The organism is Streptomyces sp. NPDC044044, assembly GCF_056434405.1.
The window spans coordinates 141,436-165,840 of the sequence record NZ_JBWKFG010000004.1 but is presented as its reverse complement, the minus strand read 5'-3'; the positions used below and the strand labels follow the sequence as shown (position 1 = coordinate 165,840).

The 24,405-nt window shown below is 71.5% G+C and carries 18 protein-coding genes and 2 pseudogenes; 7 read left to right on the top strand and 13 right to left on the bottom strand.

Going from position 1 to position 24,405, the window contains the following annotated elements; all coding sequences use genetic code 11:
• Positions 1-5: 5 nt before the first annotated feature.
• The 7 genes and pseudogenes from AC07AG_RS16500 to pgfA all read right to left on the bottom strand — a co-directional run bounded on the left by AC07AG_RS16500 (position 6) and on the right by pgfA (position 10,644).
• Positions 6-758 (bottom strand): class I SAM-dependent methyltransferase, encoded by a 753-nt coding sequence (locus tag AC07AG_RS16500; RefSeq protein WP_478755792.1) that lies wholly within the window; start codon positions 756-758, stop codon positions 6-8.
• A pseudogene (locus tag AC07AG_RS16495) lies at positions 755-1,696 on the bottom strand (condensation protein); the annotation flags it as partial. The pseudogene AC07AG_RS16495 and the gene AC07AG_RS16500, both read right to left, overlap by 4 nt.
• Before the next feature lie 851 nt (positions 1,697-2,547).
• Positions 2,548-2,950: pseudogene (locus AC07AG_RS16490) on the bottom strand (condensation protein); the annotation flags it as partial.
• On the bottom strand, positions 2,947-7,521 hold the full coding sequence (locus tag AC07AG_RS16485) for a DUF3367 domain-containing protein (protein WP_478755791.1): 4,575 nt from the start codon (positions 7,519-7,521) through the stop codon (positions 2,947-2,949). The gene AC07AG_RS16485 and the pseudogene AC07AG_RS16490, both read right to left, overlap by 4 nt.
• Complete coding sequence (locus tag AC07AG_RS16480; protein ID WP_361057822.1) at positions 7,518-8,237, bottom strand: class I SAM-dependent methyltransferase; 720 nt, start codon at positions 8,235-8,237, stop codon at positions 7,518-7,520. The genes AC07AG_RS16485 and AC07AG_RS16480 overlap by 4 nt, the downstream gene beginning before the upstream one ends.
• On the bottom strand, positions 8,234-9,400 hold the full coding sequence (locus AC07AG_RS16475; protein ID WP_478755790.1) for a glycosyltransferase family 4 protein: 1,167 nt from the start codon (positions 9,398-9,400) through the stop codon (positions 8,234-8,236). The genes AC07AG_RS16480 and AC07AG_RS16475 overlap by 4 nt, the downstream gene beginning before the upstream one ends.
• A 209-nt stretch (positions 9,401-9,609) precedes the next feature.
• The gene (gene pgfA, locus AC07AG_RS16470) at positions 9,610-10,644 is read right to left on the bottom strand and encodes a cell envelope lipid trafficking protein PgfA (RefSeq protein WP_478755789.1); all 1,035 of its coding nucleotides are present in this window, start codon (positions 10,642-10,644) and stop codon (positions 9,610-9,612) included.
• A 191-nt stretch (positions 10,645-10,835) separates the two neighbouring features.
• Between pgfA and AC07AG_RS16465 the strand changes: the two genes are divergently transcribed.
• The 4 genes from AC07AG_RS16465 to AC07AG_RS16450 all read left to right on the top strand — a co-directional run bounded on the left by AC07AG_RS16465 (position 10,836) and on the right by AC07AG_RS16450 (position 14,079).
• Positions 10,836-10,988, top strand: coding sequence for a hypothetical protein (locus tag AC07AG_RS16465; protein WP_478755788.1), 153 nt, complete (start codon positions 10,836-10,838; stop codon positions 10,986-10,988).
• Positions 10,989-11,057: 69 nt separating this feature from the next.
• Positions 11,058-12,320 (top strand): PucR-like N-terminal domain-containing protein, encoded by a 1,263-nt coding sequence (locus tag AC07AG_RS16460; protein WP_478756295.1) that lies wholly within the window; start codon positions 11,058-11,060, stop codon positions 12,318-12,320.
• A gap of 39 nt (positions 12,321-12,359) precedes the next feature.
• Positions 12,360-13,208, top strand: coding sequence for an SMP-30/gluconolactonase/LRE family protein (locus AC07AG_RS16455; protein WP_478755787.1), 849 nt, complete (start codon positions 12,360-12,362; stop codon positions 13,206-13,208).
• A 172-nt stretch (positions 13,209-13,380) separates the two neighbouring features.
• Positions 13,381-14,079, top strand: coding sequence for an SCO2400 family protein (locus tag AC07AG_RS16450; protein ID WP_478755786.1), 699 nt, complete (start codon positions 13,381-13,383; stop codon positions 14,077-14,079).
• 25 nt (positions 14,080-14,104) lie between these two features.
• Here AC07AG_RS16450 and AC07AG_RS16445 read toward each other — a convergent pair whose 3' ends face one another.
• A complete protein-coding gene (locus tag AC07AG_RS16445; protein WP_478755785.1) occupies positions 14,105-14,554 on the bottom strand; it encodes a MarR family winged helix-turn-helix transcriptional regulator in 450 nt (149 codons plus the stop codon).
• A 128-nt stretch (positions 14,555-14,682) separates the two neighbouring features.
• On the opposite strand from AC07AG_RS16445, the gene AC07AG_RS16440 reads away from it, so the two are divergent.
• Positions 14,683-15,729, top strand: a complete 1,047-nt coding sequence (locus AC07AG_RS16440) for an NADP-dependent oxidoreductase (RefSeq protein ID WP_478755784.1) — start codon at positions 14,683-14,685, stop codon at positions 15,727-15,729.
• Positions 15,730-15,844: 115 nt separating this feature from the next.
• On the top strand, positions 15,845-16,273 hold the full coding sequence (locus AC07AG_RS16435) for an organic hydroperoxide resistance protein (RefSeq protein WP_361057810.1): 429 nt from the start codon (positions 15,845-15,847) through the stop codon (positions 16,271-16,273).
• Positions 16,274-16,348: 75 nt separating this feature from the next.
• Here AC07AG_RS16435 and AC07AG_RS16430 read toward each other — a convergent pair whose 3' ends face one another.
• On the bottom strand, positions 16,349-17,530 hold the full coding sequence (locus AC07AG_RS16430) for a serine hydrolase domain-containing protein (protein WP_478755783.1): 1,182 nt from the start codon (positions 17,528-17,530) through the stop codon (positions 16,349-16,351).
• A 234-nt stretch (positions 17,531-17,764) separates the two neighbouring features.
• Positions 17,765-20,380, bottom strand: coding sequence for a M14 family zinc carboxypeptidase (locus tag AC07AG_RS16425; RefSeq protein WP_478755782.1), 2,616 nt, complete (start codon positions 20,378-20,380; stop codon positions 17,765-17,767).
• A 155-nt stretch (positions 20,381-20,535) separates the two neighbouring features.
• Between AC07AG_RS16425 and AC07AG_RS16420 the strand changes: the two genes are divergently transcribed.
• Positions 20,536-21,366, top strand: a complete 831-nt coding sequence (locus AC07AG_RS16420; RefSeq protein ID WP_478755781.1) for an EI24 domain-containing protein — start codon at positions 20,536-20,538, stop codon at positions 21,364-21,366.
• Here AC07AG_RS16420 and AC07AG_RS16415 read toward each other — a convergent pair.
• The 3 genes from AC07AG_RS16415 to AC07AG_RS16405 all read right to left on the bottom strand — a co-directional run bounded on the left by AC07AG_RS16415 (position 21,347) and on the right by AC07AG_RS16405 (position 24,332).
• Positions 21,347-22,633 (bottom strand): pyroglutamyl-peptidase I, encoded by a 1,287-nt coding sequence (locus AC07AG_RS16415; protein ID WP_478755780.1) that lies wholly within the window; start codon positions 22,631-22,633, stop codon positions 21,347-21,349. The genes AC07AG_RS16420 and AC07AG_RS16415 overlap by 20 nt on opposite strands.
• 60 nt (positions 22,634-22,693) lie before the next feature.
• Positions 22,694-23,596 carry an aminoglycoside phosphotransferase family protein gene (locus AC07AG_RS16410; RefSeq protein ID WP_478755779.1) on the bottom strand — a complete coding sequence of 301 codons (903 nt, stop codon included), beginning with the start codon at positions 23,594-23,596 and terminating at the stop codon, positions 22,694-22,696.
• A gap of 103 nt (positions 23,597-23,699) precedes the next feature.
• On the bottom strand, positions 23,700-24,332 hold the full coding sequence (locus tag AC07AG_RS16405) for a TetR/AcrR family transcriptional regulator (protein ID WP_478755778.1): 633 nt from the start codon (positions 24,330-24,332) through the stop codon (positions 23,700-23,702).
• Positions 24,333-24,405: the final 73 nt, after the last annotated feature.

Genomic DNA, 24,405 nt, shown 5'->3' with positions numbered 1-24,405 from the left:
ATGCCTTACGTCCTTCGGGCGTGCAGCAGCAGGATCGACGAGGCGCTCGGCACGGCGCAGGCGAGCCGGTCCAGGGCGCGCAGCGGACGCGGTACGCCGTGGAAGGGCGCACCGGCGACCCGCACCACGTCGAAGCCGGACGCGGCGACGAACTCCCGCAGCGCGCGGGCGGTGTAGAGCCGCAGATGCCCCACGACTTCGCTCCCCGGCCTCCCGTGGATGCCGCGCAGACTGACCTCGGAGAAGACGGGCTGCACGCCTGCGAGCAGGAGCCCGCGGTTGTACCAGGCGGCGAGGTTGGGTGTGGACAGCATCAGATGCCCCCCTGGCCTGAGCACTCTCCGCAGTTCGTCGAGAGCGCTGTCGGGATCGACGAGATGCTCGATGACCTCGCTGAAGAGGACGGCGTCGGCGGAACCGTCGCCGAACGGGAGCCCTCCGTCGGTGAGTTCACCGCGTACGACGTACGGAAGATGTGCGTGCGCCCGCTTGAGGGCGTCCTGGGACCAGTCGACGCCGACGACGCGATGGCCCGCGAGGAACGGGGCGGCGGCCGCCGCCGCGGTGCCGTCGCCGCAGCCGATGTCGAGGACGACACAGGTGCGGGCGGTGGCGGGGCCGATGGCGTCGGCGAGCATCCGGGCCTGGCGCAGGCTGCGGGCGTCGCCGGACGCGACGGGGACGGAGGGGTCCTCGTAGAAGTCCCGCAGGTCGCGGGGCGCGGTGCTCGTGCTGGTCCTGGTGCTGGTACTGGTCACGGCGTGGTCCCCTCCTCCGTGTGCTCCGTGTGCTCCGTGGCGTGGAGGTAGTGCTCGAAGAGGTCGCGCAGATGGGCTCCGTCGCCGCTGCTGAGCAGGGACTTCGACCAGCGAAGGGCGACGTGCAGGCGTCCCGCGGTGGACGCCGTGGTCACGGTCAGGCCGCGCGGCAGGCGGGCGGGGGCGGAGAACCAGACGGCGTGCGCGCGTCCCGCGTCACCGAAGTCGAGGGAGTACGGAACGCGCCCGATGTTGCTGAGCAGTGTGGTGGAGGTCCAGGGCGCCGCGGCTCTGCGCAGGCCGCGCGTGACGGCGGCCCTGAGGGCGACGGGCAGGACGGGCGAGGTCAGGAGGGCCGCGCCGCGGCCGAGTTGGGGCCGGGGGAGGGCCTTGAGGGCGCGGGTGCGGTCGGCGGTGCGGCGCAGGAGGGCGCCGATGTCCTTCGGCCCCCAGTCCTCGGAGGTCAATTCATCGGCACTGAACGGCACTTCGACGAGCCGCGTGCCGTTCCCGATGGGCATGTCCATGTCCCGGGTCCGGTCGTCGACGGGCATGGTGATCCGGAACGGCTTCGGCCGGGCCCCGTGCTCCCGGTTCCAGTGGGCGATCATCAGCGCGGTCGCCACCATGAGCTGATCGTTCACGGTGAACGGAGCCCCCTTGGGCCGCCGCGGCACGGACAGCTCGGCGACGAGCATGCCGTTGCCGGGGGAGGGCTCGGGGGTGCCGCGCTGGACGCGGGCGGGAGGAGCCCAGCCGGAGGGCGGGTCGCCGACGTCCGCGGCACTCTCGGGAGCGGAGGACGAGGGCGTACGCAGCGGGGGCGCGGCGGGGGAGTTGTCCTGCCCGCCGTACAGCTCGGCGGCGGTCGCGAGAACGCGGAGGCAGGCGGGGCCGTCGAGGGCGGTGTGATTGATGGTGAGGAAGAGAACACTGCCACTGACGGGCCGCCCGGAACCACCTGCCGCGCCACCTGCACCGGCGGGACGCCCTGAGCCGGGAGGGGTGCCTTCGGGGCGGGTGATTCGCGGGGTGCCGGATGCGGCGGCGTCCGCCGTGCTGCTTGCACTCGCCGTGCCGCTTGCACCGGCCGTGTCGCCCGCACCCGTCGTGTCGCCCGCACCGGCCGTGTCGCCCGCGCTGCCGGGGGCGGCAGGCGGGGTGCCTTCGGGGCGGGTGATTCGCGGGGTGCCGGATGCGGCGGCGTCCGCCGTGCCGCCTGCACTCGCCGTGTCGCCCGCACCGGGCGTGCTGCCTGCACTCGCTGTGTCGCCTGCACCCGTCGTGCCGCCTGCGCTGCCGGGGGCGGCAGGCGGGGTGCCTTCGGGGAGGGTGATTCCCGGGGCGCCGGATGCGGCGGCGTCCGCCGTGCTGCCTGCACTCGCCGTGCCTCCTGCACCGGGCGTGCTGCCTGCACTCGCCGTGTCGCCTGCACCGGCTGTGCTGCCTGCACTCGCCGCGCTGCCTGCACCGGCCGTGCTGCCCGCGCTGCCGGGGGTGGCAGGCGGGGTGCCTTCGGGGAGGGTGATTCCCGGGGCGCCGGGGCTGGTGGAGTCGGGCGCGTCCGTCTCCGCGCTTGCGGTGGCTGTGCCCGGCTCGGCGGCCGCCGGGTTGTTGTCCGAGGTGCGTGCGCCGTTCGACGTGGCCGCGTCGCCCGCGCCGGTCTCCCCGCCGGGCGAGGCCGGGGCGCCTCCCTGGGCGGCGCCCGGCGTGACGCTCCCGCCGGGGGCATTCGCACTGCCCCCGCCGGAGGTGTCCCCGGTGCCCCGACCGTCACTCCCGCCGGAGGCGGCGATCACCTCCAGGCGGATCGGGGGTGAAGCCGAGAGTGGTGGGGCTTCGGACAGGGAGCGGACGCGGGCCTTCTTCAGGGCGTCCCGTTCCGGGGACGGGAACGTCACCACCTCCACGTCCGGCTCCGCCGTCAGTTCCCATTCGTAGCGGCGGCGGTACCAAGGCCCCCGCGCCTCCCGCATCAGGATGCGCGGGTGGCGGCGCAGGGCCTCGTTGAACGCGGCTTTCAGGCGGGCCGGGTCCGGGGTGCCCGGCAGGTGGACCTCGATGTGTACCGTCTCCGGCTCCTCCTCCTGGAGGCAGTGCCTGGCGACCTCGTCGACGACGGGGAACGGCACGCGCTCCGGGGGCCGTTCGGGTCCGTCCGCGTGACGTGCCGGGTGATCGAGTGCGGTCATCGTTCTGTGTCCTCCCCGGGGGCGGAGGGCGCCGCGGCTCCCGCGAGCCCCTCCGCCGACCTTGGCCTGCGCCGCCTGAAGCGCGTGGTCCGCGTGGTCCGCGTGCCCGACGGCGTCGGTTCGGGCTGGGCGGAGGCGGGGCCCCTGGCGGAGATGGTGGAGCTGGTGGCCGCCTGCGGTGCGCCACCGGCATCCTGGCTGCCGCTCGCACCGCCGCCCCCACTGCCGCCGGCACCGGAGCCCGGTCCGTTCTCGCCGCGCGTCCTGCGCGGCAGCGGCGTCGTGCCCAGATCCCGGTCAGGACCCAGCGGCTGAGGCGCCACCGGGGGAGCCGCGGGCGGTGGTGGCTGGTGGGGAGGCGGACTCCACGGAGCTGCCTCGCCACCTCCGCCCGTGTCCCCGGACTCGGACCCGGGTCCGTACGCTGCCGGCGCCTCCGCGGCGCTGCCCCGCACACTGACCAGTGCCGCGAACAGCGCGATGAGCGCCAGGAGTTGGGCGGCCGGGCTGAACGCACCCGCGTCCGACGTCGTCGGCTCACCGGCTCCCACCGCCGCCACGATCCCCGCCCCCGCCATCGCCACGAAGGCGAGCGGGACGAGCAGCGCGTGACGGCGCCACGCGAGGAGGGCGAGCGCGGGCACGAGCAGCGCGAACCAGCCCGCGATCACCGCGGCCACCAGCGTCAGCGCCACCGTGCCCAGGATCAGACCGGGTGCGGGCGGCGCCAGGTCGGGACCGTCCGGGTTCGGCTCGCGGCGCCGGATCAGGACCAGGGCGAGCAGGGCCAGGACGGCGACACCGCCGCCGATCAGGCCGATCTCGTAGATCCGCGACGGCTCGTAACTCAGCTTGACCGTGCCGCCCTCGCCCTTGGGGACCAGGAAGCCCTGCTGCCAGCCGTCGAGGCGTACGGACGACAGCTCCTTGCCGTTGAGCGTCGCCTTCCAGCCGTCGTTGATGTTCTCGTACGTCGAGAGATAGGAGGCCGCGCCCGCGCCCACCGCGATCTCGCGCCGGTCGCCAAGCCAGTCCTTGATGTTCAGGGAGCGGGACTCCTCGTCGATCGCGCCCGGCGTCCCCTGCGTCAGCGAGACGTCCATGAGGGTGAGCGGACCCGCGTCCCCGGCCTCGACGGTGTGCTCGCCGGAGCCGAGAGAGACCTTCGTGTTCTCCGTGCCGCGCGAGCAGAGCGTCACCTCGATGGGCCGCCGCTCGACCAGATCCCGTACGGAACCCTTGGCGCTCGTCGCGTACAGCTTGCCGTCGATCGCGAGCTCCGGGCCCTGACCGCAGGCGAGTTCGAACTTCTCCGAGGCCGCGGGCTGCTTCGTGCGGTACTTGTCCAGGGCCGGGACGTAGACCTCGGTGAGGCCCACCGGCAGCTGCAGGTCGTCGTCCGCCACCGGGTTGTGGACCGTCAGCGGCGCGGTCTCGGTGATCGTGATCGTCAGCTCGTCCGTGGTGATCGGCGAGAACCGGGCGTTGCCGTTCTCGTCGACCCCGGCGATCGCCGCGCCGTCCGGCGAGCTGATCTCGATCTTCTCGGGCCGCGTCGAGAGCCCGCCCGCCGCCGGAAGGACGATCTCCCCGATCGGCTGCTTGCCCTTCCACTTCAGATGGACCACCGGACTGTCACCGGCGATCCAGGCCGTCGTCAGATCGCCGTCCGTGAGGTTGCGCGGCGACAGGCTGCCGCCGAGCTTCGACGTCGAGTCGGCGCTCGCGACGATCTGGTCCTTCTGCTCCGGAGCCACCTTGTAGAGCAGCTTGTCCAGCTCGGACCCCGGCACGGCGACCGCGCTCGCACTCACCTCGTACTCGCCCTCGGCCGGAGTCTCGAAGCGGCGGTGCAGCCCCGCCTCGGAGTTGACCGGCGACAGCGCGCTCGGGTCGGAGGAACGGTGCATCGAGTACGTCGTCGCGTCGGCGCCCGCGGCGCCCTCACGACTGGCGTCGGCCCCGGTGTCCTTGGGCAGCTGGAGCAGCTTCGTCACGCGCACACCCGGAACGGTGATCTCCGAGAACCCCGCGCCCGTCAGGCCCTCGTGGCCGATCTGCGCGTCGAGGATGGTGACCTTCAGCCAGCTCGAATCACCGGCGGGGGCCTTGATGCTCTGCCGCATGCCGTTGGGCTGCAGCGAACTCGTGCGGCTGCCCTGCTCCGTCTCCACCTTCACCCGCGTCGGCGCGGCCCGCACGCCCTCCTGCGGCAGCGGGATGACCCGGATCGAGGAGGGAATCGACTCCTTCGACCGGAACTCCGCCTTGATCCAGGCACCCTTCGGCTTTCCGGGGCTGCCCTCGGCCCACGAGGTGGCGGGGTTGCCGTCGAAGGCGTTCACGGGGTCGTACTGCGGCAGGTGGAAGAGCCAGTTGCCGTAGCTCGACGCCGTCACGGACTTCGCGCCGCGCAGCACCGCCGTCGTCTGGTGCTCGATCCCCTTGGTGGGCAGGATCTGGTGCGGCTTCTTGCCCGGCTCCTGGAGCGCGTCGCTCGCGTTGCGTTCGCCCGGTGTGTACGTATAGGAGGTGTTGGAGTTGACCAGGCCGAAGCGCGTGTCCGCGCGGCGCAGACCGTCACCGACCGCCTGCAGACCGGGAGTTCCGACGCCCGGGTGGTTGTCGCCCGTCAGGACGGAGGGGCGGTCGCGCATCGAGGGGTCGGCGGACAGCTGGAGCAGCGACTCGGGGCCGCCGCTCACCACGGCCGTGTTGGAGACCGGCTTGATCCCGGCCTGCCCGGGCCGCTCGGCGCCCGAGCTCGGGGCGTAGATCTCCACCGCGCGCTCGCGCGGGTAGAGGCCCTCGACCTGGAGGGGCGTGTCCTCGGGGATCGTCCCGCCGGTCTCCGTCGGACCGAAGCCCTTCACGCGGTCGAAGCCCGACTCCTCCAGGGTCCGCTTCACGGTCGCGGTCGGCACGTTCCCGATCTGGTCGGGGTCGAGGTCATTGCGTACGACGACGTAGTACAGGCCCGCGCGCGTCAGATAGTCGCGCAGACCGGGGACCGCGCCGCCCGTCGCGAGCGACTGCTCCACCGCGTCCATCGCGCGCCGGTTGCCGGGCGTGCCGAACGGGACGTAGTCCCGCTGCGCCCAGCGCGACTCGGCGAGCACGTCGAGGGGCTGGTCGATGGGCGAGCCCCAGGTGTAGATGCCGTGCGCGGTGGCGGGCACCACGAGCGCGCGGGAGTCGGGGGAGTACTTCTTCAGCCAGTCGCCCGTCGCCTCCCAGTAGTTGGGCAGCTTCTGGAACGAACCCGGCTGGAGGATCGAGCCGTTCAGGTAGGGGAAGGCGAGCCCAGGAAGCACCAGCAGGGCGGCGATCAGCGGGGCGAACTTGCGCCCCCGCACCGGCCGGGCCCCGCGCGACTGCGCGGCCACGCCCACGAGATGCATCAGGCCGAGGACAAGGGCGAGCGCGAGGCCCGTCTGGAACTTGTAGATGTTGCGGAAGGGGACGAGCCCGCCGTTCAGCCAGGACTGCACCGTCTCGTGGAAGGGCGCCCCGAACGCGCCGCCGTACCCGGCGAGCGTGACGAGCACGACCGAGAGCACGGTCAGGACCAGCCAGCGCCGCTCGGGCAGATCGCGCCGCGCGAGCCCGGCGAGGCCGAGCGCCGCGGCGAGCGCCGAGCAGACCACGACGACCACGGACGTCGCGACGGTCCAGCCCGCGGGCAGCCATGCCTCGCCGAAGTGCAGGTACGCGACCCAGTTGCCGGCGCCGCGCAGGGTCTCCGTGGCCGACATCGTGCCGGTCGTGGTGGCCGAATTCTCCACGTAGGGAAGGAAGTTCTCGCCGTAGATGCCGAGCATCAACAGCGGCACCACCCACCAGGCGGTGGCGAGCAGGACGCCGGGCACCCACCAGGTGATCAGCTTCCGCTTGCGCGGGCCGTTCGGTCTCGACAGGAGGTACAGGCCCACCGGCAGCAGGGACGCCAGCGTCGCCGCCGCGTTCACGCCGCCCATGAAGGGGATGACGAGCGCGGACCGCAGGGCCGCCGACCGTGCGCTGATCCGGTCGTTCGTCAGCGGGAGCAGCACCCAGGGCAGCAGAGCGCCGGGCAGCGCCGCCGCCGACGTCGACCCGACGACGACCGTGAACGTCGGCCACAGGGCGTACGCCACCGCGCCGATCAGGCGGCTCGAACTGCTGCCGATCCGCAGCCGCTCGGCCAGCCGCAGCGCACCCCAGAAAGCGGTGGCCACGATCAGCGAGAGCCAGAGCCGCTCCGCGAGCCACACCGGGAGCTGGACGAGGTCCGCGAGGCCGTAGAACGGCAGCATCGGCCACGTATAGCCGACGTACTGGTCCTGGATCCCGCCGAACCCGCCCCGGTCGTGCCACAGCTGGCCCAGGTCGGAGAGGAACTGCCAGGGGTCGACGGCGACCCCCAGCTTGGTGTCGAACGTCATCCGCCCCGGCTTCACGGCCAGGAAGAGGACGAAGACCACGGCCCAGAACCCGAGGAGCCAGCGCTTGGAGCGCGGCCCTCTGCCGGGTTCGGGGGCGTCAGCCGTTGGACGGACTGCCGCCGGGGGTGGGGCCTGGACCGTGGTCATGGACACCGCCTGAGGATGAGGAGGAGATTCCAGGTGGCGAACTCGCGTACACCCGGCACTTTGGTGATGCCACCGGCCAGGAACGGCCAGTAGCGGGACCGTGCGGACACGACGGACACGTCTTCCCTCGCCCGCACTTGGCGCAGGGTCGGGCCGACGTGGTGAGCGAAGAGGTTCTCGCCGAGCGTGTGTTTGGCTGTCTTTCCGGTACGTCGTTCATAGCGGGCCCGCGCGCGGGCGCCGCCGAGGTAGTGCCAGGGCGCCCACTCGTGCCCGCCCCACGGCGAGTACCAGTTGGTGAAGGAGACATAGATCAGGCCGCCCGGCCTGGTCACCCGCACCATCTCGCTGAGGAACGTCTGCGGATCGTCCACGTGCTCAAGGACGTTGGAGGAGAAGGTGACATCGGCGACGCCGTCCGCCAGCGGCAGCAGGTAACCGTCGGCGACGACCGACCCCTCCGGCGGCTTGGCGCCCAGCTCGGCCGGATCCGGCTCGAAGAGGAAACTCTGCGCGCCGCGCCGCCGGAACTCCTCGGTGAAGTAACCGCCGCCGCCGCCGACATCGACGACGACGCGGTCCCTGACCGGTCCATAGGCCTCGACCTGGTCGGCGGCGTCACGGGCGAGCAGGGTGTAACACCGCTCGGGCTCTTGCTGCTCGCGCAGGAAGGCCCGGAAGAGGGTGACGGAACGGCGCAGGGACGGGTCCTTCACACGGACCCCTGGGATGTCCGGTGGGTGACGATCGCCTCGGAGGCCACCGCCTGGAACTCGCGCACGGAATTGGCCCACCGGTAGCTGGTGGCCCGCTCACCTGCGGCCTTGCCGAACGCCCTGCGGCGCTCGGAGCTCAGCGCCAGGGTGCACCAGGCGGCGGCGAAGGAACTCTCGCCCCGGGCGAGCAGCCCGGTCACGCCGTCCTCGATGGAGTCACGCACGCCCGGTACGTCGAAGCCGATCGCCGGGGTCGAGCGGGTCGCCGCCTCGGTGATGACAAGGCCCCAGCCCTCCACGGCCGAGGGATGCAGGAGCATCCACGCCTCGCAGAGCAGCCGGTGCTTCTCCGCCTCGGAGACATGGCCCTTGAACTCCACGCCGGGACCGGCGAGTTGCCGCAGCCGCTCCAGCTCGGGCCCGTCGCCCACGATCACCAGACGTCCTCCGGTGACGGGTCTGACGCGCTCCCAGAGGCGAAGGAGCAGATCGATGCGCTTGTACTCGACGAGCCGTCCCATCGCCAGGAACATCGGCTCGTCCGAGCGGGGATGGAGCGGACCCGGCTCCTCGACCCCGTTGTGGACTATGCGTATTCGCTCACGCTCCACGCCTATCGCGCGCAGGGCGGTGGCCGTCGACGGCGAGACGGCCACCAGGAGATTGCCCCGCTGGGCACCGGAGAGCGACCAGTGTTCGAGTCTTCGTCCGAGCCGGGCCGCGGGGGCGAGCGCACCCTGGAAGCGCATCCCCCACAGATCGGTGTGGACGTGGTTGACCAGGCACAGCGTGGGCCCGCGGTGCCACAGCGGCGCCAGGTACGGCATGCCGTTGCAGACCTCGACCAGCAGGTCGCAGTCGCCGACCTGCCGGGTGAAGGCGGAGCGCGAGCGCAGATAGTGCCCGAGGTCCCCGCCGGCCGACACGACGCGGTAGTCGCGGAAGGCGGCCGGTCCCCCGCACAGGAGGGTGACCTCGTGGCCGAGTTTGCTCAGTCCGTCGGCCAGCCGGTCGACGAGCAGTTCGGATCCGCCCGCGGCCGGGTTTCCGAGGTCGCGCCGGGCGAGAAAAACGATCCGGCTCGGCTGCGGGGGAGGTGCCGGAAGCCGTTGCGCGACCCGAGGGGCGGCGTCGCGCAGCGGAGAAGGCACGTGCTGGGGCATGCGTGCTCCAACTCGTCAGGGTGCGGAACCGTGAGGTCGCTATGGGGGGTTGCACCGTTCGGGGGTCGCTTGCGGAGGTGCTGTGCTCGGACTGTGCGAGGGCGGTGCGGGGACTGTGCTCGGGGTGGGGTGGTTAGTTTTCGCCGCCGTGTTCGGCGCGGCTACTCACCGAAGTGACAAGTTCGGGGGTTTCAACAGCTGACGTCTCATCACATCGTGGTGGGTTGCAGGGCGGTTGGGGACGTATCGCCATTCGGACGGTTCGGCTCCGCTGCGGAACCGGGCCCACCGGACCCGTCGGCCCCACTGTCGGACCGCCGTCCGCGTACGACGAGAACGCCTCCCGCGATCGTCAGGAGCGCACCCAGCGCACCCGCCCCCACCGGCAGCGTCCGGCCCACCAGCTTCAGACGGCTGCTGTCGTCGTCCGCGAGCCCGACCTGGGTCTTCTGGGTCTTCGTCGTGAACGCGATGCGCTCGCTGTCGAGCAGCACCGTCGCGTCCTTGTCCGAGCCGGGCGCGCGCAGTGTTTTGCGCGGGCCGATCGCCGCGTAGATGATCCGGCCCGTGCGCTTGTCGGCGACCAGCTCGACGCCGTGGTTGGAGTACCACTCCTCGGCGAGCACGTTGCTGCGCTTGGGCTGGCCCACCAGACGGCCCGGCACCAGGCGCGTCCCGGTCTTGGCGGGCTTCACCTTGGCGGTGAAGCGGTAGCCCTCGTAGCCCTGGATCTTCTTCGTGCCGCGGAAGGTCAGCGGGACGGTCGCGCCCAGGGTGTTGTCCCACCAGACGTAGGAGCGTTTCTCCACGTCGAAGGGGAACTTGAGGTAGGCCTCGCCCTCGAAGTACGGCTTCTCGTCGCAGCAGTGCACCGGCTTGTTCGTCTCGCGGTCGGTGACCCAGCGCTCCGTCGTGAACTGGAGCGAATCGTGCGGGTCGGCGGCCGGCAGGGACTTGTCCGGGTCGACGGACGTGACCACGTCCCAGACCGCGTGCTCGTCGGTGCTGTCGTCCACGTCGCCGCGGACCTGGCGGGTGATCGTGAGGTTCTTGTCGTGCACCGTCTTGATCTTCTCGGTGTCGAAATAGCTGCCTTTGCCCTTGAAAACGGTGATGGTGTCGATGTCGACGGGCGTGCGTTTCGCGCGTGGCTCGACGTACCACGCGAGCATCGGGGCCAGGACGAGCAGAAAGACGCCGAATCCGAGGAGGATCAGCGAGAGGGGCGAGGCTGTGCGGCGCATCCGGCACTCCTGGGGGCGGGTGAGAAGTGTTACCGAGCCGTATGAGGCCGGAACGCTAGGCGGACCCTTGACTAAGTGTCAATGCATTGATGACACTGTGCACTTGCCGGGCGGGGCCGGTACGGGACTGTGCGCACGACATCCGCGCGACCTGGGTGGGGACGACCTCCAGCAGAGAGGCTGACCCTGACATGCATCGATTGCTCGCCGCCGGTCTGACCGTCGCAGCAGCCGCGGTACTCGCCGTGGCCGCCGCGTTCGGCGTCGTCGCGCTCCTGAACGCGACCCCGGAGCAACCCAACACACCCCTTGTGCACTACGAGACTGCCCCTCGGGGACAGTGAGTGGCCGTGCCCGTGACCGAGAGCCAGGGTTCGCTGTCCGTCCGCTCGGCCTGGTGCGACGTACCGCCCATGCAGGTGCGGCAGTTCGCCGCGCTCGCCCTGGACGAAGTGCCCGCCCTCGCCCAGGACATCCTGCGGGAGATCCGCGCCGAGTACCCCGGGCTGCCCGTCGTCCTCGACGACTCGGGCGAACCCATGGCACTCATCGGCATACGCCGCGCCCTGGAGGGTTTCGTCCAGCAGATCGCGGCCGCCGAGGGCGGACGGCCCTGCTATCCCCTTGAGGTCTTCCAGGAGTTCGGCAGGGGAGAGGGCCTGCACGGCCGCAGCCTCGACTCGCTCCAGGCGATCTACCGCCTCGGCGTACGGCTCGCCTGGCGCCGCCTGGCCGAGATCGGCCAGCAGATCCAGATCCCGCCACCGGCCATGTACGAACTCGCCGAGTCGGGCTTCGAGTACCTGGACGGCCTGGTCGACCAGTCCGTCCGCGGATACGCCGAGGCGGCGGCCCGGCAGGCCGGTGAACGGCTGCGCCTGCAGCGGAAGTTGATGGAACTGCTGCTCTCCGAGCGGCGCGGGGAGTCCGGGGCGGGAGCACCGGCGGATTCCGGTTCCGGTTCGGGTTCCGGTTCTGGTTCCGGCTCGCACTCCGGGGCCCGGCAGCCCGCCGCCCACAGCGCGCTCGACGAACGGGCCGCACGCGTCGGCTGGCAGCTGCCCGAGCGGGTCGCCGTCGGCGTGCTCCTTCGCCCCGCGCGGGAAGCCGTGGCGCCCGCCGTCGGCCAGGGCGTCCTGCTCGACATGGAGACCGAGCAGCCCCGCATGGTCGTCCCCGACCCGGACGCCGCCGGCCGCCCCGAACTCCTGCGGCGCGCCATGGCGGGCTGGTCCGGCGCGATCGGCCCGCCCGTACCGCTCGCCGACGCCGCGAAGTCACTGCGCTGGGCGGAGGCCGCCGTCCGTCTGATGGAACGCGGCCTTCTCCCCTCCGGCGAGGTCCTGCACTGCACCGAGCACACCGAGGCCCTGGTCCTGCTCCAACCCGAGGAGCTCATCGAGGACTTGGCCCGCCGCTGCCTCGCCCCGCTCGCGCACTGCGGACCGGCGCACGGCCGCCGCCTGGCCGAGACCCTGCTCGCCTGGCTGGAGACGCGGGGCGGGGCGCCGGAGGTGGCGGCCCGCCTCGGGGTGCATCCGCAGACGGTGCGCTACCGCCTGCGGCAGATCAGGGAGCTGTGGGGCGACGAGGTCGACGACCCGGACCGCCGCTTCGAGCTGGAACTGGTGCTCAGGGCGAGGCGGTTGCGAGGGGAGCTCGGACGGGCGGGCTGACCGCGGACGTTCGGACAGCCGTACGGGTAGCCTGCCGCAATGGACATAGCGGTACGCGCGCAGGCAGCACTCGGCGAGGGTCCCACCTGGGATGTCGCCGCCCAGCGGCTCATCTGGGTCGACATCCTGAGCTCACGCGTCCACACGTACGACCCGTCGACCGGGCACCGCTCGGTCCTGGCCACCGAGCAGCACGTCGGCGCCGCGAAGCCGCGCGCGGGCGGCGGCCTCGTGGTGAACCTCCGGGACGGCGTGGGCCTCTACGACTCCGTGGCCGAAGGCGGCGCCTTCCGCTGGCTGCACCGCGAGGTCGTACCGGGCCGCCGGGGCAACGACGCGGCGGTCGCCCCCGACGGCGCCCTCTGGGCGGGCACGATGCGCTACGACGAAGGGGTCGGCGGCGGCAACCTGCTCCGGCTGACCGGCGACGGCACCGCGACCGAGGTGTACGACGACGTGTCCGTCAGCAACGGCGCGGGGTGGAGCCCCGACGGCCGCTCCATGTACTACGTCGACACCCTGACCCGGCGCATCGACGTACTGGAACTGGGCGACGACCAACTCCCCCTCTCCAGGCGCCCCTTGGCGACGGTCGAGGACGGCGCCGGATATCCCGACGGGCTCACCGTCGACGCCGACGGCTGCGTCTGGGTCGCGCTGTGGGACGGCGCCGCCGTCCGCCGCTACACCCCCTCCGGCGCCCTTGACCGGGTGATCGAGCTCCCCGTGGTCCGCCCGACCGCGTGCGCCTTCGGCGGCGCCGGGCTGCGTGACCTCTACATCACCTCCGCTTCCACGGGACTTGAGGCGCCGCACCCCTTGTCCGGCTCCGTGCTCGTGGTGCGGGACGCCGGACAGGGCTTGGAGCAGGCGGCGTTCGCCGGTTAGGCCGCCGGTTAGGCCGCCTGTTATGGGAGCGGGCCGAGGCCCCTGCCCCGGCGCGGATCAGGCGGTTTGCCCCATAGGGGAAGCCGGCGCGGCTGGAACACTCGATTCCGCACACAACCTTCACGGCAGCCGCTTCCTCTGTTCCCCGAGGCTCACTTAGCCTCCATGCCTCATGGACTACTGCCACCCGTGCCACAGGCACCTCAACGGCGCCCTGGCCTGCCCGGGGTGCGGAACTCCGGCCGAAGCCTGCCGTGAGTACGCGGAGGCGGTCGCCGCACAGGACGAGCCGGAGGGTGCGCAGCGGGCGTACGACGACGTGGCGCCGCGCGGCAGGGGCCGCCGCCGGGAGCGTGGCCGCCGGGCCCACCGGCGCAGGCGCCGCAAGGTCCTGCTGATCACCGCGGGGCTCGCGCTCGCGGCCGGTGGCCTGAGCCTGGCCGAGCTCGGCATCGAGGGCCCGTCGGACGAACCGACGGCGGCGTCGTCGCCGGACGGGGGAGCGGGCGGCCCCGCGTCACGCAGGCCCACCGACCCGGACAGTGCCCCGGTGACGGACGCCGAGTCCTCCGCGGCCACGTCGGCGGCGCCTTCGGCATCGGCGTCGAAGTCCGCGAAGGACAAGGCGGCCAAGGCGGCCAAGGAGGCGAAGAAGGCCAGGGACGCGGAGAAGACGGACGCGGCCGACAGTGACCCCGATTCCGCGGCCCCGGCCACGACCTCGGCGCCGGACACCCCGGAAGGGCCGGATGCTCCTGACACCCCCGGGACCCCACGCCCCACGCCCCCGCCGAGCACGCAGCAGCCGGATCCGACGCCTGAGCCTGAGCCCTCGCAGACGTGCGACCGCTTCCTGTGGTGGTGCACCTAGCTGTCGCCGGGCGGTGGGGCGAGGGTCAGCCCGCGTCCTCGCCGATCATCCTGCGCAGCAGCCCGCGCAGCGCGAGCCGCTCGTCGCGGGAGAGCTCGGCCAGCGGCTCCCGCGCGAAGTCCAGCGAATCGCGCAGACTGCGGGCGACCGTCAGGCCCTCGTCGGTCGGCGCCGCGAGCTTCACACGGCGGTCGGCCGGGTCGGGCCGCCGCTCGACCAGCCCGCGTGACTCAAGACGGTCGATGATCCCGGTGATGTTCGACGGCTCACACTTCAGCTTCTGCGCTATGCGCCGCATGGGCAGCGGTTCCAGGGAGAGCAGCCCCAGGACGCGTGCCTGCGCACCCGTGAGGGCGTGCTTGCCCGCCGCGGCGTCGTACTCCTCGTAGTAACGCGCGACGACCGTGCCGATGAGCTCGACGACTTCGAGCGTCAGGGGATCGGTGCGCGGGGTGCGGGAGCTGGTGGTGGCCATGCGTTCCAGGCTACCCCGATACTTGACATCATGAAATATGTAGGAGCATGGTTGTTTCACAACATGAAGCATTTTCGCCACAGCAGCCCGCTGGAGACAGCGGCCTGAAGCAGCAGGAGGACGACCGCATGTCCGTCACCCCCGAGGCCCCCGGGTCCCAGCAGCTCCCCGCCGTCAGCCGCGAATGGCACCTCGTGCGCCGCCCGCACGGCTGGCCGGTCCCGGAGGACTTCGCGCTGCGCGAGGCCCCGGTCGCCGCACCGGCCGACGGCCAGATCCTGGTCCGGAACCTGCACTTCTCCGTGGACCCGTACATGCGCGGCCGGATGAACGACGTGAAGTCGTACACCCCGCCCTTCCAGCTCGACCAGCCCATGCAGGGCGGCGCGGTCGGCGAGGTCATCGCCTCGAACGCCGAGGGCCTCGCGGTGGGCGACCACGTCCTGCACTTCGCCGGCTGGCGCGAGTACGCGACCCTCCCCGCCAAGCACGCCACCAAGGTGGACGGCGAGGCCGCGCCTCTCTCGGCGTACCTCGGCGTGCTCGGCATGACGGGTCTGACGGCGTACGCGGGCCTCTTCGAGGTCGCCTCCTTCAAGGAGGGCGACGCGGTCTTCGTCTCCGGCGCCGCGGGTGCCGTCGGCGCCCAGGTCGGCCAGATGGCCAAGCTCAAGGGTGCCTCGCGCGTCATCGGCTCCGCGGGCTCGGACGAGAAGGTCAAGCTCCTCGTCGAGGAGTACGGCTTCGACGCCGCGTTCAACTACAAGGACCCGCGCCCGGTCGTGGAGCAGCTGAAGGAGGCGGCCCCCGACGGCATCGACGTCTACTTCGACAACGTGGGCGGCGAGCACCTCGAAGCCGCCATCAGCCGCATGAACGTGCACGGCCGCGCCACCATCTGCGGCATGATCGCGGGCTACAACGACACCGAGCCGACGCCGGGCCCGCGCAACATGGCCATGATCATCGGCAAGCGCCTGCGCCTGCAGGGCGTTCTCGTCGGCGACCACGAGGCGCTTCAGCCGCAGTTCGTGGCCGAGGTCGGCGCGTGGATCCGCTCCGGTGAGCTCAAGTACAACGAGACGTTCGTCGAGGGCGTCGAGAACGGCGTCGAGGCGTTCCTCGGCATGCTGCGCGGCGAGAACACGGGAAAGATGATCGTTTCCCTGGTCTGAGGCGCGGGCATACGAGGCTCAGCGCCGGATGGTTTTCCGGCATCCGATAAAGTGATTCCACATTGTCGCGACTGTGGGCGCGCATCGCGGAACATCTCAGGAGGAACCGGCACTTATGTCCATCCAGCAGATCGACGTCAAGTACACCGCCGTCGCCACCGCCGAGAACGGCCGTGACGGCCGCGTCGCCACCGATGACGGCAAGCTCGACGTCGTCGTCAACCCGCCGAAGGAGATGGGCGGCAGCGGCGCCGGCACCAACCCCGAGCAGCTCTTCGCGGCCGGCTACAGCGCCTGCTTCCAGGGCGCGCTCGGCGTGGTCGCCCGCAAGGAGAACGCCGACATCTCCGGGTCGACCGTCACCGCCAAGGTCGGCATAGGCCAGACCGAGGCCGGCGGCTTCGGCCTGGAGGTCGCGATCACCGCCTCCATCCCGAACGTGGACGCGGCCACCGCGCAGGCCCTGATCGAGAAGGCGCACCAGGTGTGCCCGTACTCGAGCGCCACGCGCGGCAACATCAAGGTGGAGCTCGCGGTCGCCTGACCAGGGTGTTCGTGCACGTGACGGAGGGCCGCACCCCGGAAAGGGGTGCGGCCCTCCGTCATGAGGTCAGGCAGTTCAGCGGCTCACGGCGGCCGTGTGGACGGCTGTGTGGATGGCCGTGTGGATGGCCCGCACGAGAGGCTCGTCCTCCGGGGGCGGTCCGCCGGGGAAGGGGAACCGGCGCCGCGTATAGCCATAGGCGAGTCCGCTGCGCGGATCCGCGAACGCCTGCGAGCCGCCCACACCCTTGTGCCCGATGGACCCCGCGCCGAGGAACGGATACCCGGCTTCGGCGGTGCTCTGGAACCCCACCCCGAACGACTTGTGGGCCTGCGTCACCAGGTCGTACCCGTTGGAATGGATCTGCCCGAACTCGGCCACGATGTCCGCCTTCAGGAGCGGCTCCCGCCCGTCGAGCCCGCTGACCGCCGCCGCGTACATCCCGGCGAGACCGCGCGCGGAGGCGACACCGCCGACGGAGGCGGGCCCCTTGGCGCGCACCAGGCGGGAGTTGGGGAGCGCCTGCAGGTCGGTGGGGTGGGCGCCGTTGCGGTTGAAGGCGATGGAGTTCAAGGTGTGCGGCTGCGGCGGCTGCGCGTCGAGGAAGGCCTGCTCCGTGGGGGACGGGATCATCGGCAGTACGGAGCGGAAGCGGGGTTCGAGCGCTTCGGGGAGCCCGAGGTGGAAGTCGAGGCCGTACGGGGCGCGGACCCGCTCCTCGTACACCTCCTGAAGTGTCCGTCCCGTGGTCCGCACCACGACCTCACCGGCCAGTGCTCCGATGGAGATGGCGTGGTAGCCGAAGGCGGTGCCGGGGCGCCAGTAAGGCCGCTGGGTCGCGAGGCGGGCGGCGATGGCACGGTCGTCGGCGACCTCCTCGGGGCTGAAGCCGCTGTCGGCGCCGACGATGCCGGCGCGGTGCGAGAGGAGCTCCCGCAGGGTGATGCCTCCCTTGCCCTCGGCGGCGAACTCCGGCCAGTAGTGAGCTACTTCGCGATCCAGATCCAGGGTGCCGTCCTGGACGAGCAGGGCCATGACGAGGTGGGCGGCGCCCTTCGTGGACGAGTACACCCCGAAGAGGGTGGAGCCGTCGGTGTCCGGCCCCACCCACAGGTCGACGACCTGCTTTCCCCGTACGTACGCGGCGAGTTGGGCCGCATGATCGGGCTTCTCACCGGCGAGCAGGCCGGTGAACGCGTCCCGCACGGCTTCGTATCCGGCTGCGGTGGTGCCTTGGACTCTGATCTCACGGGTCATGTGGATTCGTTGCCTCCCTGAGGCCTGAGGCCTGAGGCCTGAGGCCTGAGGCCTGAGGCCTGTAACTGCGCGTCAGGCGATGGGAATTGGTTACCGGCCGGGCTGGAAACCCAGCCCGGCCGGCGTTGAGGCCATCTTTTACGGAGTCTGGGGCGGAGCCCCCGGTAGGCCCGGGGCGCAGGCACGGTTTTCGGGAAGGGGCGGGGTTGGGGAAGACCCACCCCGCCCCCACCCTCAGCTCACACTCAACAAAGCCCGCCCCACCTGCGGGAAAACCCCCTTGGGATGATCCCGGAAAAGGGGCTCCGTGCCGAACAGGACGACACGCGACCCCGCAGCTGCCCCGCTGACCACGGAAGGCTGCCCCGCAGCATCAGAGGGCCCACCAGTGCCGCCCTCCCCGGGGCGCCAGTGCCCGGACAGCAACGGATTCCCGCCCCCATAGGCCTGCTCCACCCGCACACCGCTCCCAAGTCCCTTGAACCACATGGGCGCGTACACGAACGAATGCGAAGGCGCACCCCCGGTAACAGGACCGCCGGAATTCACGACCCGCACCACACCATTCGCATCCCCGTTCCCGGAGACCGCCTCGACGGAAAGCAACTTCGCGTCGGAATTCAACGCGGCCCCCTCCGCGCCACGCCCGACAAGGCCACCCCCACCCGCGAGGAAGTCGTCGAGGCCGGTTCGAGCCCCGGCATTCAGTTCCCCGTACGAAAGTCCCGCCGACACGAACAGCGCGTCCACGCCCGACTTCTTCCAGTCGAAACCGCCGTTGAGGACATCCGTCGAAACCGGCACCACGTCGAAGTTCATCTCCCGCAGGGCGAACAGTTCACCGGGAGTGACAGCCGCCGCGACCCGCGTGGGACGCACGGCAGCGCCGCCCTTCGCCTTGGTCGCGTCGAAGGCGACGTCGTACTTCTTCGCCGCGGCGACCGCCACACCCCGCGCCGACGACGGCAGGATCACGCTCCCGTCGTCAGCCCGCCGCACAGAAGTCCCGCGCGCCAGCAGCCAGTTGAGAGCCGAAACCTCGCGCGCGTCGTCGAGCCGCAGCCGAAGATCCCCGCGCGACGCGACATGGCCGACTCGCGACGCGCTGTCCACGACGCGCGTCCGCACGCCGGACAGCGAACCGCCCTTCACCTGGTCCACCGTCGCGCCCCACAGCCGCCCGAGGCTCCACCCCGAGATGTCGTACATGGTGGACACCTTGTCGCTGATGTCGCGGCCGTCGGCGAGCATCACATTGGCGATCCCGCGCTTGGGCTGACGCATGTCGATGACGTACGAACCCTCGGCGTACGAGGTTCCGCCAAGTCGGAAGTCCCGTGTCGCACGCCGCACTTGGACGTCGTTGTCGAGCAGATGCTCCACGAGCCGCGAGGCCGCCGCGGCCGAGCGCTGGCCGCGCTCGCCCTTCTCCTTGCCGCGCGGAATCACGTACGCACGGGGGAAGTCGGTCGTGTAGACGTCCTCCGGGCCGATGCCCGGCACCCCGGGCACGGTCTCCGCCGATACCGGTACCTGCGCGGCGCCCGTCGCGCCCCGCCGGAACGTCTCGATCTGATCGGCGATCACCGAAGTCCGGTGTTCCTGCGTGTACTTGAGCGTCGCCGACATCGCCGCTCCCGCGATGTCCACGTTGATCGCGGACCGCCGCCGCAGCTCCGTCACCGGGAGGTCGTCGTACTCGTCGTTGTTGACCGTCATCGGGAACTCGATGGTGTGCGCGGCGACCGCGCCGTGGAACGGCATGTACTGCGGGGTGAAGATCGGCGGCCAGTCGTCCCAGCCCTCTTCCTGGTCGCGGAAGGGGATGATCGCGGGCTCGACGCCGTCCTTCTCGGGGGTGTAGCCGAGGCCGTTGACCGCGGCTTCCATGCCGAGGGCGTTGGCGTAGGTGTTCTTGAGGAAGAGGTCGTACTCGTAGTTCTCGCCGTGCGGGGGAGTCGTCGGCTCGATCAGCGTGCCGTTGACGTACCCGTGCAGGTCGATCATGACCGCGGGCTGCTTGTCGATGGCGACCTGCCGCATCGCGCGGACCTCGGGCTGCGATGCGGTGATGAAGTCGCGGTTGAGGTCGAAGCCGTTGGCGTTCTCGCGGGTGCCTGCGATGCGGCCGTCGGGGTTGGCCGTGACGTTGAAGTACAGCCGGTTGTGGGCCAGCAGGTCCCGCGTCTCGCCGTCCTTGGCCTTCGCGAGCTTCTCGATGAGCTTCAGGGCGGCGTCCGTGCCCTCCCACTCGTTGCCGTGGATGTTGTTGTTGATGAAGACCGGCGTCTTGTACGAGGACTTGACCGCCGGATCCTTCGCGGCCGCGCCCGGCGCGTTCTCGATGAGGTCGCGCATCCGCTCCTGGCGCGCGGTCTCCTTGGCGGACTCGGGAGCGGTGACCGTCACCAGATAGAGCTGGTGTCCGCCCGCGGAACGGCCCGCGATCTCCACGCTGACGCGGTCGCCGATGCCCTGGATGTCATTCAGCTCGGGGGCTATGGAGTGATAGGGGGCCAGGCCCAGCTTTATCGACTTGTCGTCAGGATTGGCGGGGGGCGGGGTCAGCTTCTGTTCGCGGGGATAGCCACGGTCCTTGCCGCGACCGGCGTCTGGGCCGGAGTCGGGACCGGGGCTGTCCGCGGCTCCCAGGGCCCGGTCCGCGGCGCTCTCTGGGGCCTTCGCGGCCCGTTCCGTACTGCTGAGGGGCGAGCCCTCGCGGAGGATGTCGCGGCCGCCCGGACTCGGGTCGGCGGTCGCGCTGCCGGGCGCGAGAGCGGTGAGGACAAGGGCACCCGCCGAGACGAGGGTGGTGAGCAGAACGGGTCTGGATGGCCGGGATATGCCCATACGTACCTCCGGAAGAAAGCTGAGGAGAGCTGAGGAGAGCTGGAGAGAAGTCAGTACGCGTGGTCTACCGGTTCAACCCCCGCGCAACAAGAGGGCCTTCGGCCCCACGCGTCCCACGGACCGCAGCGTCACGACCGGCGGATAGGCTGTGCGGCATGCGTGATCTGGGACGAGGCTTCGGCTACTTGATGAAGGGCCAGCGCTGGGTCGCCCAGCACGGCAAGCAGTACGGAGTCGGCCTGCTGCCCGGCCTCATCACCCTGCTTCTCTACGCGGCCGCGCTCGTCGCGCTCGCCCTGTGGGGCACGGACTTCGTCGGCTGGGCCACGCCGTTCGCCGACGACTGGTCCTCTCCGTGGAGCGGCCTGTTCCGCGGCTTCCTCACGGCGCTGCTCTTCGCGCTCGCGCTCCTCCTCTCGGTGATCACCTTCACGGCGGTGACGCTCCTGGTGGGCCAGCCCTTCTACGAGTCGCTGTCGGAGAAGGTCGACATCTCCGTCGCCGGGTTCGCCCCCGAGTCGGGCCTGCCGCTCTGGCGCGAACTGTGGATCTCCGCACGCGACAGCCTCCGCATCGTCCTGCGGGCCGCCGTCTGGGGCATCCTGCTCTTCGCCCTCGGCTTCATCCCGGTCGTCGGCCAGACCGTGGTCCCGGTGGTCGGCTTCTGCGTGACGGGCTTCTTCCTCGTCGAGGAGCTGACGGCGGTGGCGCTGCAGCGCCGTGGCGTCGAGGCCCGCGAACGGCTGGCGCTGCTGCGCGGCCGCAGGCAGCTGGCGTGGGGCTTCGGCACCCCGCTCGCCGTGGCCTTCCTGGTCCCGTTCGTCGCGGTGTTCCTGATGCCGGGGGCGGTCGCGGGCGCGACGCTGATGGCGCGGGAACTGCTGGGCGAGGACGGGCCGGACGACGACCCGCGGGGACCGGTGGCCGGTTCGGCCGATGCCTCCGGTCCCGGCGGACAGGCGTCCGCTACCGGCGGGCGTCCATAGCCGTCGTCAGGATCTTCTTCACCTGCGCGATGATGTCGAGCCGGTTGCGCACGAACTCCGGATCGGTGATCTTCCCCGTGGCCGGGTCCGTGTTGCCCGCCCCGAACTGCAGGATCGGCGTGTGCACATGGCCGCCGGGCAGCCGGTCGTGCAGCCCCAGGCGGTCGCGAAGCAGCGTCGCCCGGTAGGCGATCTCGTTCGACAGGTAGTTGCCGCCGCCGCCCTCGCGGGCCGTCGACCCCGCGGTGGGACCGTCGGGACGCACCACGGGAGCGCTCTGACCCGCCGGGATCTCGGTCACCGAGGTGTTGTCGTACACCGGGAAGCGGCCCGTCCGGGCGCTCACGATCTCCTTGTACGGGAGGGTCGTGGACGTCCACTGGGGCTGCGTGGCCGGGTCGGCGACCGGGACGGTCTCCGTACGCGAGAGGTTCTCGTTGTCGGGGAAGCCGCCCCGCCAGGCCCCGTTGGTCCGCTCGATGTCGAAGCGGCCCGCGCGGCCCTGACTGATGGTGGTGAAGAGGTCGACGCGGGGGAGGTGGGCGCGCAGGGTGCGCTCGACCGTCCCCTGCGCGAAGTCCTCCCAGCGGACGGGGAAGACGGCGGTCTCCACGCGGGCGGGCCCGTCGGCGGTCTCGATGACGGTGCCGTCGAGCGCGAGTGCGGTGGCGCCGGACGGGTTGCTGATGCGGACGTCCCGGTCGAGCGTGAACGGGTCGAAGCCGGTGACGAGGATGCGCTTGAGGTGGTGGCCCGCGCGGTCCTTCTTCGGGTAGCGGATGGAGTCGTGCCCGCGCGATGCGTCCTCCAACGCCCGTATGAGACGGCTGTGCCGGGCCTCGCTCACCCCGAAACGGGTCGGCTCCCACTGCCGGAGCTCGCGCGTCATGCCGAGCCGGGCCCAGTACAGCGGCCGGTCGTCGTCCCGGCTCAGTTCGTCGCCGTTCCCGGCTGCGGGACCCCGACCCTGAGCCCGGTCGACGGCACGCCGCCACAGCGCCTCTCCCTGCCGTTCGACGATGCGCTTGGCCTCGCCGTACGAGTGGGCGCGTTCGAGGGCCCGCGCGAACTCCGGGGCCACGGTGTCGAATCCGCTGCGCCGCAGGATCTCCTGCGGCGCGGCCCGGTCGAGTCGCTGCTCCTCGGTGGTGGCGGCCGGTGCGTCGGCCGGTGTGGAGGCCGCCGACGCGGGCACGGCGGCGAGGGACAGCAGGAGGGTGACGCCGAGCGCGGTGAGCCGAGTGGGTCCATGGGACTTGAGTGACACGGGAGTCCTTCCGTGGCCGGTGGGGGTGATCGCAGTATTCCGGCAGGAAGGCGGCGCCCGCTAGCGTTCCACGGCCGCGTGATCCGCGAGGACCTCGCCGATCACGTGGCGCGCGATCCTCGCGATGGTGGCGTTCCTCGTCCGGTAGTACGGCAGCTCGATGAGCGCGATGGAAAGGGCCCAGCCGCGCCCTCGTGCCCATGTCGCGTCGTCGACGCCCAGGGCGGCGCGGAAGGTCTCCCGCGCGTCGGCCGTCAGGAGGCTCCACGCGGTCATCAGGTCGACGGCGGGTTCGCCGTGCCCCATGCACCCGAAGTCGATGACGGCGCTGAGCCGTCCGTCGGCGGTGAGCAGGTTCCCGGGCTGCAGGTCGGCGTGGACCCACACCGGCGGCCCGTCCCAGCGGGGCGCGCGCAGGGCGGCGTTCCAGGCGGCGGTGGCGGCATCGGTGTCGATGACGCCGTGGAGCCGCGCGATGGCCTCGCGGGTATCGGCGTCCCGGGACGCGAGGGGCCCGCTGCGGTACGCGCGAGGCGCGTCGGCGGGATCGACGCGCTGCAGGGCCATGATGAACTCCGCCAGGTCGGCGGCGAACAGGCCGGGTTCGTCCAGGCCGCCGACGACCGGGTTCTCGCCCTCCAGCCAGCGGTAGACGTACCAGGGCCACGGGAACCCCTCACCGGGCTCGCCCTCTCCCAGCGGCGCGGGAATGACGACGGGCAGCGAGGGCGCGAGCCGCGGCAGAAGAAGCACCTCGCGCTGGATGTCCTCGACGCCGCCCTCAAGTCGGGGGAGCCGGACGGCCATGTCGTCGCCGAGACGGAAGATGGCGTTGACGGTGCCGTTCGAGTCGACGGGCTCGACCTCGAGACCGGCCCACTCGGGGAACTGCGCGGCGAGCAGCCGGCGTACGAGGGGCGTGTCGATGTCGGCTTCGTCGGCGTGCATCTTGGCGGGGGACATACGGGCCTTCCGGGGCGGCGGGGAAGCGAGGGCCGACGCCGATCGAAACTGGCGGGGATGCGTCAGGTCAACCGGATTCCGAGCGACCGTCCGGGCCGCCTGATCACTCGCCGCTGCCGCTGCCGCTGCCGCCGCTGTCACTGGACTTGTCACCCAGCAGCCCCAGGAAGTCCCTGAACGCCCCCGCCATGTCCACCGATCCGGGGTCCAGGAGCCACTGGTACTGGAGCCCGTCCATCACCGCGACGAGCAGCGGCGCCGCCGCCTCCGGAGTGAGGCCACCGGGAAGCCGGTCCCCGTACTCCACGCGCAGGACCGCCGCGAACTTCTCCCGCACCGATCCGTACCGCTCGGTGAAGTATCCGCGCGCCGGGTGTCCGTCCGTGACGCTCTCGCCGAGCAGCGCGGAGAAGGTCTGGATGATGCCGGGGCGCATCGCGTTGTACTCGACGAGCGAGCCGAGCAGGTCGAGGCGGATCTCGTTCGTGGGTACGGCGTCCCACTGGTCGCGGGCCTCCAGGACGGCGACGAGGAGCGCCTCCTTGGTGGGGAAGTAGTGCAGCAGGCCCTGCTGGGTGAGGCCGACCCGCTCGGCGACGGCGCCCAGGCTCGCGCCCCGGTAGCCGCGCTCGGCGATCACCTCAAGGGCGGCCCGGAGGATCTCCGCGCGCCGTTCCTCGCTCCTGGCCCTGCTCGTGGCCTTGGCCTTGGTCGTGGTCCTGGCCTTGGGCGCCATCGCGTCTGCCCCTTCACGTTCTCGGTCCTGCCCGCGGGACGACCGTACGTCATGCTCCTACCAATATAACGTC

What these genes read in the sequence shown, in the direction of transcription:
- pgfA (WP_478755789.1), bottom strand. Translation starts at nt 10,644, where the DNA reads ATGCGCCGCACAGCCTCGCCCCTCTCGCTGATCCTCCTCGGATTCGGC.
- AC07AG_RS16430 (WP_478755783.1), bottom strand. Translation starts at nt 17,530, where the DNA reads ATGACCCGTGAGATCAGAGTCCAAGGCACCACCGCAGCCGGATACGAA.
- AC07AG_RS16425 (WP_478755782.1), bottom strand. Translation starts at nt 20,380, where the DNA reads ATGGGCATATCCCGGCCATCCAGACCCGTTCTGCTCACCACCCTCGTC.
- AC07AG_RS16410 (WP_478755779.1), bottom strand. Translation starts at nt 23,596, where the DNA reads ATGTCCCCCGCCAAGATGCACGCCGACGAAGCCGACATCGACACGCCC.
- AC07AG_RS16450 (WP_478755786.1), top strand. Translation starts at nt 13,381, where the DNA reads ATGGACTACTGCCACCCGTGCCACAGGCACCTCAACGGCGCCCTGGCC.
- AC07AG_RS16465 (WP_478755788.1), top strand. Translation starts at nt 10,836, where the DNA reads ATGCATCGATTGCTCGCCGCCGGTCTGACCGTCGCAGCAGCCGCGGTA.
- AC07AG_RS16475 (WP_478755790.1), bottom strand. Translation starts at nt 9,400, where the DNA reads ATGCCCCAGCACGTGCCTTCTCCGCTGCGCGACGCCGCCCCTCGGGTC.
- AC07AG_RS16455 (WP_478755787.1), top strand. Translation starts at nt 12,360, where the DNA reads ATGGACATAGCGGTACGCGCGCAGGCAGCACTCGGCGAGGGTCCCACC.
- AC07AG_RS16460 (WP_478756295.1), top strand. Translation starts at nt 11,058, where the DNA reads ATGCAGGTGCGGCAGTTCGCCGCGCTCGCCCTGGACGAAGTGCCCGCC.
- AC07AG_RS16435 (WP_361057810.1), top strand. Translation starts at nt 15,845, where the DNA reads ATGTCCATCCAGCAGATCGACGTCAAGTACACCGCCGTCGCCACCGCC.
- AC07AG_RS16405 (WP_478755778.1), bottom strand. Translation starts at nt 24,332, where the DNA reads ATGGCGCCCAAGGCCAGGACCACGACCAAGGCCAAGGCCACGAGCAGG.
- AC07AG_RS16485 (WP_478755791.1), bottom strand. Translation starts at nt 7,521, where the DNA reads ATGACCACGGTCCAGGCCCCACCCCCGGCGGCAGTCCGTCCAACGGCT.
- AC07AG_RS16440 (WP_478755784.1), top strand. Translation starts at nt 14,683, where the DNA reads ATGTCCGTCACCCCCGAGGCCCCCGGGTCCCAGCAGCTCCCCGCCGTC.
- AC07AG_RS16445 (WP_478755785.1), bottom strand. Translation starts at nt 14,554, where the DNA reads ATGGCCACCACCAGCTCCCGCACCCCGCGCACCGATCCCCTGACGCTC.
- AC07AG_RS16420 (WP_478755781.1), top strand. Translation starts at nt 20,536, where the DNA reads ATGCGTGATCTGGGACGAGGCTTCGGCTACTTGATGAAGGGCCAGCGC.